The organism is Halomonas sp. NCCP-2165 (genome assembly GCF_023708045.1).
Classification (GTDB): Bacteria; Pseudomonadota; Gammaproteobacteria; order Pseudomonadales; family Halomonadaceae; genus Bisbaumannia; species Bisbaumannia pacifica.
Genome location: NZ_BRCY01000003.1, coordinates 88,005 through 102,391, shown reverse-complemented (window position 1 = coordinate 102,391; position 14,387 = coordinate 88,005). Strand labels below are relative to the sequence as shown.

Annotated in this window: 14 protein-coding genes; 6 read left to right on the top strand and 8 right to left on the bottom strand. The window is 66.7% G+C overall.

The window, feature by feature from the left end; all coding sequences use genetic code 11:
• The first annotated feature begins 69 nt into the window (after positions 1-69).
• Positions 70-1,275: a benzoate/H(+) symporter BenE family transporter gene (locus NFU04_RS02445; protein ID WP_251307947.1), complete on the top strand. Its 1,206-nt coding sequence runs from the start codon at positions 70-72 to the stop codon at positions 1,273-1,275.
• A gap of 181 nt (positions 1,276-1,456) precedes the next feature.
• On the opposite strand, the gene NFU04_RS02440 is transcribed toward NFU04_RS02445, so the two are convergent.
• Positions 1,457-1,813: a hypothetical protein gene (locus tag NFU04_RS02440; RefSeq protein WP_251307946.1), complete on the bottom strand. Its 357-nt coding sequence runs from the start codon at positions 1,811-1,813 to the stop codon at positions 1,457-1,459.
• Between the two features lie 203 nt (positions 1,814-2,016).
• Positions 2,017-3,012 carry an LLM class flavin-dependent oxidoreductase gene (locus NFU04_RS02435; RefSeq protein ID WP_251307945.1) on the bottom strand — a complete coding sequence of 332 codons (996 nt, stop codon included), beginning with the start codon at positions 3,010-3,012 and terminating at the stop codon, positions 2,017-2,019.
• A 267-nt stretch (positions 3,013-3,279) separates the two neighbouring features.
• Between NFU04_RS02435 and NFU04_RS02430 the strand changes: the two genes are divergently transcribed.
• Both NFU04_RS02430 and NFU04_RS02425 read left to right on the top strand, forming a co-directional pair.
• Positions 3,280-3,435: a hypothetical protein gene (locus NFU04_RS02430; RefSeq protein WP_251307944.1), complete on the top strand. Its 156-nt coding sequence runs from the start codon at positions 3,280-3,282 to the stop codon at positions 3,433-3,435.
• Positions 3,436-3,447: 12 nt separating this feature from the next.
• Positions 3,448-4,191 carry a sulfite exporter TauE/SafE family protein gene (locus NFU04_RS02425; RefSeq protein WP_251307943.1) on the top strand — a complete coding sequence of 248 codons (744 nt, stop codon included), beginning with the start codon at positions 3,448-3,450 and terminating at the stop codon, positions 4,189-4,191.
• Between the two features lie 76 nt (positions 4,192-4,267).
• Here NFU04_RS02425 and NFU04_RS02420 read toward each other — a convergent pair whose 3' ends face one another.
• The 6 genes from NFU04_RS02420 to NFU04_RS02395 all read right to left on the bottom strand — a co-directional run bounded on the left by NFU04_RS02420 (position 4,268) and on the right by NFU04_RS02395 (position 11,148).
• Positions 4,268-5,386, bottom strand: coding sequence for a carbohydrate porin (locus tag NFU04_RS02420; protein WP_251307942.1), 1,119 nt, complete (start codon positions 5,384-5,386; stop codon positions 4,268-4,270).
• A 219-nt stretch (positions 5,387-5,605) separates the two neighbouring features.
• On the bottom strand, positions 5,606-6,634 hold the full coding sequence (locus NFU04_RS02415) for an ABC transporter permease (RefSeq protein WP_251307941.1): 1,029 nt from the start codon (positions 6,632-6,634) through the stop codon (positions 5,606-5,608).
• Positions 6,635-6,667: 33 nt separating this feature from the next.
• A complete protein-coding gene (locus NFU04_RS02410) occupies positions 6,668-8,212 on the bottom strand; it encodes a sugar ABC transporter ATP-binding protein (protein ID WP_251307940.1) in 1,545 nt (514 codons plus the stop codon).
• A 52-nt stretch (positions 8,213-8,264) separates the two neighbouring features.
• Positions 8,265-9,182, bottom strand: coding sequence for a sugar ABC transporter substrate-binding protein (locus NFU04_RS02405; RefSeq protein ID WP_251307939.1), 918 nt, complete (start codon positions 9,180-9,182; stop codon positions 8,265-8,267).
• 248 nt (positions 9,183-9,430) lie between these two features.
• Positions 9,431-10,234: a 5-deoxy-glucuronate isomerase gene (iolB, locus tag NFU04_RS02400; protein ID WP_251307938.1), complete on the bottom strand. Its 804-nt coding sequence runs from the start codon at positions 10,232-10,234 to the stop codon at positions 9,431-9,433.
• Between the two features lie 47 nt (positions 10,235-10,281).
• The gene (locus NFU04_RS02395; RefSeq protein ID WP_251307937.1) at positions 10,282-11,148 is read right to left on the bottom strand and encodes a MurR/RpiR family transcriptional regulator; all 867 of its coding nucleotides are present in this window, start codon (positions 11,146-11,148) and stop codon (positions 10,282-10,284) included.
• Between the two features lie 331 nt (positions 11,149-11,479).
• Between NFU04_RS02395 and NFU04_RS02390 the strand changes: the two genes are divergently transcribed.
• The 3 genes from NFU04_RS02390 to NFU04_RS02380 are packed head-to-tail and all read left to right on the top strand — an operon-like array spanning position 11,480 to position 14,256.
• On the top strand, positions 11,480-12,304 hold the full coding sequence (locus NFU04_RS02390; RefSeq protein WP_251307936.1) for a TIM barrel protein: 825 nt from the start codon (positions 11,480-11,482) through the stop codon (positions 12,302-12,304).
• A 29-nt stretch (positions 12,305-12,333) separates the two neighbouring features.
• Entirely contained in the window at positions 12,334-13,233 is a 900-nt protein-coding gene (locus NFU04_RS02385) for a sugar phosphate isomerase/epimerase family protein (RefSeq protein ID WP_251307935.1), read from the top strand.
• A 12-nt stretch (positions 13,234-13,245) separates the two neighbouring features.
• Complete coding sequence (locus NFU04_RS02380; protein WP_251307934.1) at positions 13,246-14,256, top strand: Gfo/Idh/MocA family protein; 1,011 nt, start codon at positions 13,246-13,248, stop codon at positions 14,254-14,256.
• The last annotated feature ends 131 nt before the right edge of the window (positions 14,257-14,387 follow it).

Below are 14,387 nucleotides of genomic sequence, written 5' to 3'. Positions count from 1 at the left end.
CGTCATTCCCCTTGGCTCGGGCCCTGTCGGCCCGGGCTTTTTCCTTTGTCGTTAAGAGGGACTTTGACCATGTCGCGCCTCAAGGATGTCTCGCTTCCCGCCATTACCGCCGGCTTCGTGGCGGTGCTGATCTCCTACTCGGGGCCCCTGGCGATCTTCTTCCAGGCTGCCCAGGGCGCCGGGGTCTCCGAGGCCATGATGACTTCCTGGGTATGGGCCATCTCGCTGGGCGCCGCCGTCTCGGGGATCGTGCTCAGCCTGTGGCTCCGGGTGCCGGTGATCACCGCCTGGTCGGCGCCGGGCACGGCCTTGCTGGTGACCCTGTTTCCGGGCTTGTCATTGAACGAAGCGGTGGGGGCCTATCTGACGGCGGCGCTGCTGCTGATCGTGATCGGCGTCAGCGGCTCCTTCGACCGCCTCGTCAGGGCGATCCCCCCGGGCATCGCCGCCGCCATGATGGCCGGCATCCTCTTCCAGTTCGGGGTCGGCGTCTTCCTCTCCCTGGAGGCGGCGCCGGGGCTGGCCATCGGCATGCTGATCACCTACCTGGTGGCGCGGCGCCTGACGCCCCGCTATGGGTTGATCATCCTGCTGCTGGTGGGTATTGCGCTGGCGGTGGGGCTGGAGGGCGCCAGCCTGCAGGGCATCTCCCTGCAACTGGCCGAGCCGCAGTTTATCCGGCCCGAGTGGAGCTGGCACGCCACCCTGAGCCTGGCCCTGCCGCTGGTGCTGGTCAGCCTCACCGGCCAGTTCCTGCCCGGCATGGCGATCCTGCGCGGCGCCGGCTATGACGCCTCGGCCCGGCCGATCCTCGCGGTGACCGGCCTGACGTCGCTGGCCACGGCGCCCTTCGGCGGCATTACTACCGTGGTGGCGGCGATCACCGCCGCCCTGTGCACCGGCAAGGAGGCGCATCCGGACCCCGCCAAGCGCTATGTGGCCGGGGTCGCCAACGGCGGCTTCTACCTGCTGGGCGGCCTCTTCGCCGGCACCATCGTGGCGCTCTTCACCTCGCTGCCCGGGGAGTTCGTGGCGGTGCTGGCGGGGCTGGCGCTGATCGGTGCCATCGCCAGCAACCTCAGCGCCTTCGCGGCCCAGAAGGACCACCTGGAGGCCTCGGTGATCACCTTTATCGCCACCGCCTCGGGCGTCGACTTCCTGGGCCTAGGCGCCGCCTTCTGGGGCGTGGTGGCCGGTGGTCTGGCCTACTGGCTATTGCATGGCGGGCAACGGCTCGACAGGGCGAGCGGCCGGCAAGCCACCGAGAAGAGTTAGAGAATGGCTATTGGCATGATGCGGCCAATAAATTGGCTGCATCAGTCGGGGTGGGTGTAGGGTGGCGCTGTCTGGTGGTACGCCAGGCGTACCCTTGCATCGTTCCGAGATGCGACTCAAGCATAATCCCCTTGGCTCCCGCCTCCCCCGCGGGAGCTTTTTTATGGCGGCGGGACCTGGCTCAGCGGCGGGGGTCGTCGTGCTCGTCCGACTTCACCTCGTAGTGGCCCTCCAGGGTCTCGTGGCGTCCCGGCGAGGCATGGTAATCGCCGCCCACGTCCTGGGCCTGGTCGGCGCGCATCTGCTCCATGCGCTTCTTCAAGCGATAGCGCAGCAGCGGCATCAAGGCCCAGCCCAGCAGCAGGAAGACCAGGCCCAGCACCAGGGCGACGACCATCATCACCCCGAACAGCACCCAGAGCAGCAGCAGCTTGAGGGTGCCCAGCAGGCCTTGGGGACGCGCCTGGCGGGCGCGGGCCTGCCACTGGCGGGCGGCCTGCCAGGCCGAGTTGTGGCGCGGATCATGGGGATCGCTCATGACAACTCCTATCGGTGACTGCCCCCTTGGAACCCGGGGCACGGGATTCGTTCGCCTGGCCCGCTTCTTGCCTTGCTTAGGGCGAGACCGGCATCGGCCTCGTCCCCGCATCCCAGCAGAAGGACGCCCGCCATGCAAGACAACCGTCTTCGGGCGATTTTCGGACGGGAAGCCGCTGGGGAGCGGTGAGGATGTCGACGCCCTCAGCGCTCCTTAGCCTCGGCCACCAGGCGATAGCTGGCCAGGCGATCCTCGGCGCTGTAGACGTCGGTATTGATCATCAGCTCGTTGGCACCGGTGGCCGCCAGGAAGGCCTCCAACTCGTCACGTACCGTCTGCGGGCCGCCGATGATGGCGGCGCCCAGGAACTGCTCCACCTGGGCGCGCTCCCGCGGCGTCCAGTCGAGCGCCTCCACCGGGGGCTGGGAGAAGGTGCGCCGGCCGCGAATCAGGTTGAGGAACTTCTGCTGGGCGCTGGTGGCCAGGTAGTGGGCCAGGGCGTCGCTCTCGGCGGCGATCACCGGCAGCCCCACCAGGGCATAGGGGGCATCTAGCTGCGGCGAGGGCCGGAAGGCCTCCCGGTAGCAGCGCAGGGCCTCGAACAGGTAGCCCGGGGCGAACTGGGCGGCGAAGGCGAAGGGCAGCCCCAGGCGCCCGGCCAGGCGGGCGCTGTAGTCGCTGGAGCCGAGCAGCCAGATCGGCACCCGGATGCCCTGGCCGGGAATGGCACGCACCCGCTGCCCCGGGGTGGCCTCGTCCAGGTAGCCGCGCAGCTCCTCGAGACGTGCCGGGAAGTCGTCGGCCCCGGCGCGGGGATCTCGGCCCAGGGCCGCTACGGTGGCGCCGTCGGTGCCCGGGGCACGGCCCAGACCCAGGTCGATGCGCCCAGGGTAGAGGGTCTCCAGGGTGCCGAACTGCTCGGCGACCACCAGGGGCGCATGGTTGGGCAGCATGATGCCGCCGCTGCCCACGCGAAGCGTCGAGGTGGCGCCGGCCACATGGCCGATCAGCACCGCCGTGGCGGCGCTGGCGATGCCCTCCAGGTTGTGATGCTCCGCCAGCCAGTAGCGGGTGAAGCCGAGCGCCTCCGCCTGGCGGGCCAGTTGCACCGTCTCGCGGAAGCTGTCGGCGATGCTGCCGCCCTGGCGCACCGGGGCCAGGTCGAGCACCGAGAGGGGAGTCGAGGCGAGTCGAGACATGGTTAGCACCCTGTTAATCGTTAGCTTGCTCGCAATCATCCCGAGACCTGAGGGGCGTTGCAATGTCGGCGATTATTGCCGCTGGGATGCCGAGGGGCGCCGGGGCAGGGCAGAGCGTCTTTATCAGGGACGATCACGTCGAGTTTTCAGGGAGGGGACGCGGCGCCCCGCGACGGCCTGTCCTCAGTAAAGCCCCTCTACCCCCGCCGTTGGTAGGGGGACGAATTGCGCTTATGATAAAGAACCGTACCCCCACGACAGGCTCCCATGTCTTCACGCCGATCCAGTCGCGGCGCCACCCGCCGCCCCCGTCCCGGCCAGCGAGTCGCGTTCGACCGCTGGCTGGATCGCGCCGTGGATATCGCCGTGCTCACCGCCCTGGCGGTGGGCCTCGCGGCCCTGCTATTGACCCTGCTGCGCTGAAAAGGACCTTCGATGCTGCCCGACTACTCCTGGCTCGCCTGGGGCCTGATCGTGCTCTCCACCTACCTCACCGGGGTCTCCAAGGGTGGCTTCGCCGGGGGCTTCGGCACCCTCTCGGTACCGCTGATGGCGCTGGCCATCGGCCCCATCGAGGCGGCCGGCCTGCTGCTGCCGCTGCTGCTGGTGATGGATGCCTTCACCGTGCGCGCCTGGTGGGGCCGCCATGATGGCGCCGAGGTACGCCGCCTGCTGCCCGGCCTGGCGCTGGGGGTGGCCGTCGGCACCCTGCTGGCCGGCAGCCTCGACGAGGACGGCGTGCGCCTCTTGCTGGGCCTCCTCTCGCTGCTGTTCGCCGCCTATATGCTGTTGCGCCCGGCGGCGGGGCGCCCCATCTCGCCGCGTTGGGCCCTGCCCGCCGGCGCCGGCTGCGGCTTCACCAGTTTCCTGGCCCATGCCGGGGCGCCGCCGCTCAACCTCTATCTGGTGCCGCGGCGACTCTCCAAGGAAACCTTTATCGCCACCAGCGCCATCGCCTTCGCCGCGGTCAACCTGATCAAGGTGCCGCCTTACCTGTGGCTTGGCGAGATCAACCTGACCAGCATCTGGGCCTCGCTTCTGTTGGTGCCGGTGGCCTGGGCCGGGGTCAAGAACGGCCTGTGGCTGCAGCATCGGGTCAGCGAGGCGCTCTTCTATCGGCTGGTGATCGTCGCCATGGTGATCGTCGGCGTGCAACTGCTGATCAAGGCGCTGGGGTGAGTCCGGGCGCCATAGGCCTGAGTGCAAAAAGCCCCGCCGAGGCGGGGCAAGAGGACACACGAGCGAGGGGCGGGGCTCAGAAGTGGTACTTGAACCTCAGGCGACCACCATAGCGGTCGGCGTCGTCCAGGTCGTCGATCGCCTCGTGATCGACCCGGCTATAGAAGGCGCCGAGGTAGAGGTCGAAGTTCTCGATGCCGATGGCGTTGGGAAAGCGGTAGGAGGCATAGAGCGTATCCACCGTGTATTCGCCCGGTTCGGTCAGGCTTCCCATGGCCCCGGGCTTGACCTCGTCGATCTCGTTGCGGGCATGGATATAGCCCAGGCCGGCGTTACCCCAGAGGGCATTGAGGCCCAGGGACAGGTTGTCCTCCTCATGGGCATCCAGGTAGGCCAGGTTGGCGTTGACCGACCAGTCGCCGGCGGCGTAGGAGAGGCGCGTGCCATAGCCGGTGCGGTCGCTAATATCCTCGCCGCGCTCATCGACCAGGGCATCGTCGACCAGGTTGGTTTCCGCCCCTATGGCCAGCGTCCAGGGGCCGGGAGTCCAGGCCAGCACCGGGCGCACGATAAAGGAGTTCTTGCTCTCCTCGAGTGCGAAGCCGTGGTAGGTACCGCCGTTGTTACCGTTCTCGAAGAGGTCGGTGCGATCCCCGAACAGGGTGGCGAGCTCGGCATAGAAGTCGCCGCTGCGCTGGCCGAGCAGCACCTGGCCCGAGTCCCCGGCACGACCGCGGCCCTCCTTGGCCTGATAGACATAGCCCTGGCCATCGGCATAGAGGCCATCCGAGGTGTCGCCGCTGTAACCGACGAAGACGTCCTGGCCCAGGGGGAAGAGGTCGAAGGCCTCGAAGCGGCCGACCTTGAGTTCCAGGCCGCCGGCGTTGCCCAGGGCCAGCCAGGCATCATCCAGGCCGAAACCGCCGTCGGTCTGGATCAGCGGCTGCGCCTTGAAGCGTGCGTAATTGCCCGTGGCGCTGGTGCGCTCGCCGCTCACGTCGAGCAGGATGCGCCCGGTCTGGTTGTACTCGTCGCTGGTATCGATCTCGTCGTCGGTGAAAATGGGGCCCGACTGGGTGTTGTAGGAATTGATATCGAGTTCCACATCGCCGCCGAAACTGAGTCGGCCCTGCTCGTTTTCCAGGGTGATGCCGGCGAAGGTCGGGGCGGTGGCGGCGAGGGCGAAGGATCCCATCAAGGTTGTTATTGAAGTCTTCACTGCATTCCTCATGTCATCGTTGTTGTGTTGGCGAGTTAGCGTGGGTGTTGCTGGCTTGCGTGACTGGGGCGGTGACCTCCCTGTGGCGAATGGGCAAGGCATGGCCCTTGGCCGAGGCGAAGGCCTCGGTCAGGCGGGCGTTGACTGGCGAGAAAGGGGGCCGCACCGGAGTCTTCCGGCGCGGCGGGGTCGGGCTTAGACGGTCTTGTTGCGCTTGCGCTGGCGGTATTGGTCGATCACCACGGCGGCGACGATGATCGCGCCCTTGACGATGTCCTGGTAGTAGGCGTCGACGCCCAGGAAGGTGAAGCCCGAGAGCATCACGCCGAGGATCAGGGCGCCGATCACGGTGCCGGCGATGCGGCCCACGCCGCCGGCCAGGCTGGTGCCGCCGATCACCGCCGCGGCGATGGCATCGAGCTCATACATCAGGCCCATGCCGGCCTGGCCGGTACCGGCCCGGGCCGAGGCCACCACCCCGGCCAGGCCGGCGAGCAGGCCGGCGATGGTATAGACCAGCACCAGGTGCCGGCGCACGTTGATGCCGGAGACCCGGGCGGCCTGGGGATTGGCGCCGATGGCGTAGGTGTACTTGCCGTAGCGGGTGTACTTCAGGGCGATATGGAAGAACACCGCCACCGCCAGGAAGATGATCACCGGGTTGGCGCCGGAGCCGATCCAGGTGAACTGCTCGGTGAGCATGCTGACCGGCTGGCCGTCGGTGTAGGCGCGGGCCATGCCTCGGGCGCTGACCATCATGCCCAGGGTGGCGATAAAGGGCGGGATCACCGCGAAGGCGATCAGGGCGCCGTTGACCAGCCCCGCCAGGGCCCCGACCAAGAGGCCGGCGAGTAATGGGAAGACCCAGGGCAGGTCGGTCAGCGCCGGATAGACGGCGCGCAGGTACTCCGACTGCTGGGCCAGGCTGGCGGTCACCATGGCGGTCAGGGCCAGTACCGATCCCGAGGAGAGGTCGATGCCGCCGGTGATGATCACCTGGGTCACGCCGATGGCGATGATGCCGATGATCGACATCTGCAGGATCATGATCAGCAGGCGGCGCGGGTTCATCAGGAAGGAGTCGCCGCGGATCGCCCAGCCGAGAACCTCGAACAGCACGGCGATGCCGATCAGCACCAGGAAGATACTGACCTCGGTGGGGATCTTGCGCTTACGCTTCTTGGGTGCTTCGAGCGGCGTATTGGTGTCGGTTGTTGTCGTCATTGTCTTTACCCTTGGCTGTCTTGGTGTGTCGGCTCAGGCATCCGCCGGTGTCAGGGGAGTGGAGGCCAGCTCCATGATGTTCACCTGGTTGGCCTCGGCCCGGTCGAGAACGCCGGTGACCCTGCCCTCGTGCATCACCAGGATGCGGTCGCTCATGCCCAGCACCTCGGGCAGCTCCGAGGAGATCATGATCACCGCCACACCCTGGCCGGCGAGCTTGCTGATCAGCTTGTGGATCTCGGCCTTGGCGCCGACGTCGATACCGCGGGTCGGCTCGTCGAGGATCAGGATCCGCGGCTGGGTCATCAGCCAGCGGCCGATCAGCACCTTCTGCTGATTGCCGCCGGAGAGGTTGCCGATACGCTCGTCGAGGCTCGGCGTCTTGACCCGCAGCAGGGCCTTCATGGTGTCGCACTCATGATCGAGGCGGCCCTGCTCGACGAAGGGGCCCCGGGTGTAGCCATCGCGCAGCACCGCCATCTCCATGTTCTCGATCACCGACAGGCCGAGGAACAGGCCGGTCTCCTTGCGGTCCTCGGTGAGCAGCGCCAGGCCGCGCAGCATGGCCTGGTGGGGCGAGGTGATCTGCGTTTCCTCGCCGTCGATGGCGATGCTGCCGCCGCTGGCCGGGGTGACGCCGAACAGGGTCTCGGCGACATTGGTGCGCCCGGAGCCCACCAGGCCGGCGATGCCCAGGATTTCCCCGGCGCGCAGGTCGAAGCTGACGTTCTCGAAGACGCCCTCCAGGCTGAGGTCCTTGACCGAGAGCACCACCTCGCCGATGGGGACCTCCTGCTTGGGGAACATCTGGGTCACCTCGCGGCCCACCATCAACTGGATGATCTTGTCGGAGTCGAGTTCGCTGGCCGGGGCGGCGTGGATAAATTGGCCATCGCGGAATACCGAGATGTCGTCGGCGATCTCGAAGACCTCATCCATCTTGTGGGTGATATAGATGATGCCCTTACCCTGGGCGCGCAGGTCATTGATGATGCGGAACAGGTGTTCCACCTCGCGGTCGGTGAGCGCCGAGGTGGGTTCATCCATGATCAGCACGTCGGACTCATAGGAGACCGCCTTGGCGATCTCGATCATCTGGCGTTCCGCCACACTGAGGCGGCGCACCTCGGTTTCCGGATCCATATCGATGCCCAGGCGTTCGAAGAGCGCCTCGGTCATCCGCAGCATGCGGGGGTGATCGACCAGGCCGAAGGCATTGAGGGGTTCGCGGCGAATCCAGATATTCTCGGCGATGGTCATGAAGGGCATCAGGTTGAGTTCCTGATGGATCATGGCGATGCCGGCCTCCAGGGCATCCAGCGGGCCCTTGAGGTCCAGCGGCCGGCCATGCAGGCGCACCTCGCCCTGGTCGGGGATATAGACCCCGGCGATGATCTTCATCAGGGTCGACTTGCCGGCACCGTTCTCGCCCATCAGGGCATGCACGGTGCCCGGGCGAATCTTGAGCCGGACATTGTCCAGGGCGACCACGCCGGGGAAGGTCTTGCGGGCATCGACCACCTCGAGCAGATACTCGGCGGCGTCCACGGTCGGGGCTTCGGCAATCATCGTAGCCATGGGGGAGACTCCTGAGGCGATGAGGGCCCGCCAACCGGCGGGCCCGCGAGCATCAATTGGTGAGGAAGTCGTCGAGGTTGTCGGGGGTCACCAACTGGAAGGGCACCATATTGATGCTCTCCACCGGCTCGCCATTGGCCAGATCGATGGCCACCTCGACGGCGCCGCCGCCCTGGCCGACCGGATCCTGGAAGACGCTGACTGCCAGCTCGCCACGCTGCATGGCGTCCAGGGCATCGCGGGTGGCATCGATACCGCCCACCAGGATGTCAGTGGGGGAGATGCCGGACTGCTTCATGGCGATCAGGGCACCGAGGGCCATCTCGTCGTTATTGGCGGCAATGGCATCGATCCGCTCGCCGCCGACGATCCAGTTATTCATCAGGTCGATGGCCTCGGTACGCTGGTAGTCGGCGGTCTGCATGTCGACCAGCTCCAGGCCCGGGTAGGCGTCGAAGACAGATTCGACCCCGGCGGTACGCTCGTGGGTGGCGCTGGAGGAGAGCTCGCCGAGCATCACCGCCACGCGCCCCTCGCCGCCGAGCCTCTCGGCCAGGGCCTGCATCTGAAGCTCGCCGGCCACCCGCTGTTCGGAACCGACGAAGGCCACGTCCTCGTGATCCAGGTCGTCGCCCTCGGGCTGACGGTTGACATAGACCAGGGGGATGCCGCTCTCCACCGCGGTCTGGGTCATCATGCTGGTGGCGGCGGTATCCACCGGGTTGATGATGATGGCGTCGACCCCCTGGGCGGCCAGGCTCTGGGTCTGGCTGAGCTGGCGGCCGATATCCCCCTGGGCATCCAGGAACTGGATGTCCCAGCCCTGGTTCTCGGCCTCGGCCTGCATGGCATTGCGCATGCTGGTGAGGAAGTTGTCGTCGAAGTAGGCCACCGAGACGCCGATGGTCTGAGCCATGGCGCTGGTGGAGCAGAGGGTGGCAAGGGCGGCGCCGAGTAGCAGGCGTTTCATAGCGAGTCTCCTATTGCGTGTCGTTGTGGTTATTGCCAGCGGGACTGGTGAAAGGAGCAGGTTTTCCATCGAACCCTGATATGGAATTTAGATTCCATTTTGAAATTTTGCAAAAATATTATTCTATACTTTGGTATAAATAGAATTATTGTTCCGTTTTTTGGTCGGCGTGCCGGCCGCCCGTTCGGGCATAAAAAAGCCCCGCAGTGAGCGGGGCGAAGAGACGTCCGACCTGTATCAGGGGACGATCACTGCTTGACGATCCATTCATGAGCCGGGTCGTTCTGGAACTTCCAGTTGCGCTTGGGGCCGGCCATCACATTGAGGTAGTAGAGTTCATAGCCATGGGGGGTACCCACCGGATGGTAGCCCCGGGGGACCATCACGCAGCAGCCATCCTCCACCGCCATGGTCTCGTCCAGGCTACGATCATCGGTGTAGACCCGCTGGAAGGCGAAGCCCTGGGCGGGGTTGAGGCGATGGTAGTAGGTCTCCTCGAGGATCGACTCCTCGGGCAGGTTGTCCACGTCGTGCTTGTGGGGCGGATAGCTGGACCAGTTGCCCGCCGGGGTATAGACCTCCACCACCAGCAGGCCGTCCGCCGGCTCGGTCTCCGGCAGGATGTCCTGGATATGCCGGGTGTTGGTGCCGCTGCCCCGGGTGCTGCGCCTGATCTGGTCGGGGGCGATCAGCCGCGGCGCGTGATTGCCGTGGCCGGGGGCGCTGCACACCGCCAGCTCCATGTCGGTGGTGGCCTCGACGCCATAGCTCACGCCGTCGGGGAGGTAGACGGCGTAGGGCGGGACCTTCTCGAAGATATCCATTCGCTGGCCGATGTCCTCCCAGCGCTGCTCGCCGCAGCTCACGGTGGCGCGGCCACTCAGCAGCACCAGGCAGTGCTCGCGGCCCTCGGTATTGGCCTCCAGGCGCTGGCCCTTGGCCAGCCGGTGGACGCGGAAGCCCACGTGCTCCCAGCCGGCGGATTGCGGGGTGACTTCCAGCACCTTGCCCTGGGCGTCGGGGTGCTGGGGACGAACGAGGAGTGAGGTCATGCGAATGCCCTCCTGAAAACGGTTGAGAAATGGGTCGCCTGGTGGCGTCAGCGCACGGCGGGGGAGTCGCTGCCATCGTCGACGCCATCCCGCGCCTTGTCCTGGCGCACCCCCAGGGCGATGGCCAGGGTCTGGGTCAGGCACAGCGAGGCGGTCAGGCCGCGGAAGCTCTTGACCTCGGCCTCGTGCACCACCAGCGAGACGTCGGCCAGCCGGGCCAGGGGGCTCAAGCTGGAATCGGTGATCACCACCAGCGGCAGGCCCCGCGCCTTGGCTTCCTCCGCCGCCTCCCGGGACTCCTGGGCATAGGGCGAGAAGCTCACCACCATCAGCGCATCCCGGTCGCCCATGGACTTGAGTTGCTCCAGGTGCATGCCCCCCAGGCCGCTGACCAGTTGGGTGCGCTTGTCCACGTGCTGCAGCGCGTAGGCCATGTAGCTGGCCACCACGAAGCTGCGCCGGGCCCCCATCACATGGACGATTTCCGCCTTCTCGAAGATATCCAGGGCCTGCTCCAGGTGGCGGGGGTCGATGCGCCCCGGCAACTGGTCGAGCACCTCCCGGTTGGCCTCGGCGAACTCCCACAGCAGCTCGGTGCTGTCCGGCGTCTCGCCGGTGGCGGTGCGCACGGCGCGGATCCGCTCGGTGTAGTTGGGCAACTCGTCCACCAGGCGCGCGCGGAACAGCTGCTGCATCTCCGAGAAGCCCTTGAAGCCGAAGCTGTTGGCGAAGCGGATCAGGGTCGAGGGGGTGACCCCGGCCTGGTCGGCCAGCTTGGCCACGGTGGCGAAGGCCACCTCCTGGGGGTGGTCGAGCAGGAAGCGGGCGGTCTGCTGCAGGCGCCGGCTCAGCGCCGGGTAGTCCGCGGTGATACGCGCTTCCAGGGTGGTGAAGTCCTGTGGGGTCTGATTCATGGTGTCCGCCTTGCCGATGACTGGTCAGCGTCCGGGTGTCGGTATGCTCACACCCTAGCACCTTGGGAATAAAAATTCCATTGAAACGTTAGTATAGAATGCTGGGTCTGGCAATGGCCTCTCTGGGCGCCTCGGGCGCTCCGTGGCCTTCGTCTTTGGTCGTAGTCGATCGGGGGTGGAATAGGGGAGAGCCGCGCCATGCCCGGGATGCCGGCGGATCGGCGGTGGTTAAAATGAAATATTCAGTCTGTTGATAAAGTGGAATAATTGTTCTAGTCTTCGGGCAGACCACAACAACCACGATAATCACGCCCTCAATCCGGAGGCCGCCATGGCTCAAACCAACGTGAAGTTCGCCCTCAACCATATGGTCTGCCCGCGCTGGACGCCGCTGCAGCTGATCGAGACCGCCGCCGAGATGGGGGTGGGCGCGGTGGAGCTGCGCAACGACGTGGGCGATAACAGCCTGACTGATCGGCAGCAGGCCCAGGCCGCCGGTCGCCGGGCCCGGGAACTGGGCATCGAGGTGCTCAGCCTCAACGCCCTCTATCCTTTCAATATCTGGAACGAGGAACGCGCCGCCCAGGCCGAGGCCATGGCCGAACTGCTCGCCGCCGCCGGCGGCCGCGGCCTGGTGCTCTGCCCGCTGGTGGACGGCGACGACACGGCCTCTCCCGAGGAGCAGCGCGCTCGCCTGGAGCAGGCGCTGACCTCCCTGGACGCCATCCTCGGGCGCCATGACCTCAGGGGCTTCGTCGAGCCGCTGGGCTTCCCGATCTCCACCCTGCGCACCAAGGCCGAGGCGGTGCAGACCATCCGCGAGCTGGGGCTGGAGTCGCGCTTCGGCCTGGTCCACGACACCTTCCACCACCAGGGCGCCGGCGAGCGCGAGTTCTTCGCCGAACGCACGGGGCTGGTGCATATCTCCGGCGTCGAGGACCCGGCCGTCGGCTTCGAGGCGATGCTCGACCCCCATCGGCTGCTGGTGGGCGAGGATGACCGCCTCGACAACCTCGGCCAGATCCGCCGGCTGCTGGAGGAGGGCTACCAGGGCTACCTCTCCTTCGAGCCCTTCGCCGACTCGGTGCACGCCGCCGTGGATCCGGTGAGCGAGCTGCGTCAGAGCATGGATTTCGTCCGCGCCGGCCTCGCCTGAGCCACCCCAGAACCCAGGAGGATGACCGAATGAAGATCGCCCTCGATCCGCATATGCATCGCCACCTCTCCCTGCCGGAGATCTGTCGCCTCACCAAGGAGCTCGGCTACGACTATGTCGAGCTCTCGCCGCGCCCCGACTTCATGGTCTGGTGGACTCGGCCGCGCACCTATCCCGCCGCTATCCAGGCTTTCAAGAAGGCCATGCGCGAGCACGACGTGGGCCTGGCCACCATGCAGCCCATGTACCGCTGGTCCAGCCCCTACCGGGACGAGTGGGAAATGGCCATGGACAACTGGAAGCGCATCATCGAGGTGGCCGTGGAGCTGGAGTGCGACACCCTGATCTCCGAGTTCGGTCGCGGCGGCTCCGTGGAGCGCTCCCAGGCCGACCGCCAGGGCATCCACACCCCCGAGGCCTGCGAGAACGCCTTCTGGCGCTCCATGGACGTGCTGGTGCCGATCCTCGAGCGCGAGGGCCTGACCCTGAGCGTCGAGCCCCATCCGGAGGACTGGATCGAGACCATGGAGCCGGCGGTGGAGATCATCAAGACCATCGATTCCCCGTCGGTGAAGTGCTCCTATATCGCGCCGCACTGCTTCTACTACGGCGATGACCTGGCCGAGACCATTCGCGCCACCCGGGGCGAGCTGGTGCATGCCCGGGTCGCCGACACCTTCAACCACAAGGCCTCCTCCCAACTGCGCTATATCGTCAATCCGCCGGGCTCCGAGGCCCGGGTGCACCAGCACCTGAACATCGGCGAGGGCGAGATCGACTGGGACGTCTTCTTCAAGACCCTGCACGAGGTGGGCTTCGATGGGGTGCTCTCCAGCTGCGTCTTCGGCTGGGAGGAGCGGGCCGTGGAGTCGTCCCGCTTCATGCGCCAGGAGATTCAGCGTTACGTCGACAAGTACTGGAACCAGTAAAAGGACAACACCATGACAGTCAGAATCGGAGTCATCGGCACCGGCATGATCGGCGAGGAGCACGCCCGCCGTATCATCCAGCAGCTCACCGGCGGCGAGATCGTCGCCGTCACCGACGTCAACCAGGAGCAGGCCCGGGCCGTAGTCGACCGCCTGGGTCTCGAGGCCCGGGTCTATGAGGACGGCCAGGCGCTGATCGCCGCCGATGACGTGGATGCGGTGCTGGTCACCTCCTGGGGGCCGACCCACGAGGAGTACGTGCTGGCGGCCATCGCCGCCGGCAAGGCGGTGTTCTGCGAGAAGCCGCTGGCCACTACCGCCGAGGGCTGCCGGCATATCATCGACGCCGAGATCGAGGCCGGCCGCCGCCTGGTGCAGGTGGGCTTCATGCGCCGCTACGACAGCGGCTACCGGATGATGAAGGATGCCATCGACGGCGGCCAGTTGGGTGAGGCGCTGATGGTGCACGCCGCCCATCGCAACCCCGAGGTGCCGGAGCGCTACATCACCCCCATGGCGATCCACGACACCCTGATCCACGAGCTGGACACCTTCCGCTGGCTGCTCGACGACGACTACCGGAGCGCCCAGGTGGTCTTTCCGCGCAAGACCCGCCATGCCCATGACCAGGTCGCCGACCCGCAGATCGTCATGCTGGAGACGGTGAAGGGCGTGCGCATCGACGTGGAGGTGTTCGTCAACTGCCGCTATGGCTACGACATCCAGTGTGACGTGGTCGGCGAGGAGGGCATCGCCCGGCTGCCCGAGCCCCAGAGCCTGCAGTTCCGCCAGGCCGGGCGGCTCTCCAACGAGATCCTCCAGGACTGGAAGAAGCGTTTCAGCGAGGCCTTCGACGTGGAGCTCCAGGCCTTTATCGACGGCGTGGCCGCCGGGCGCATCGAGGGGCCCTCCTCCTGGGACGGCTATGCCGCGGCCATCGCCGGGGACGTCTGCGTCAAGGCCCAGGAGAGCGGCGCCATCGAGGCCATCGAGATGCCCGAGCGTCCCGCCTTCTACGGCTGAGCGGAGTCGACATGGGTGTGTGGACAGCCCCGGGCCCGGCAGGGACCGGGGCTGTCCTGTTTCGGGAGGTGGTTCGAGATGGGATCGGGAGGGTCCGGCATGCGACTAAAGAAGAACGAATCATCCTTTCC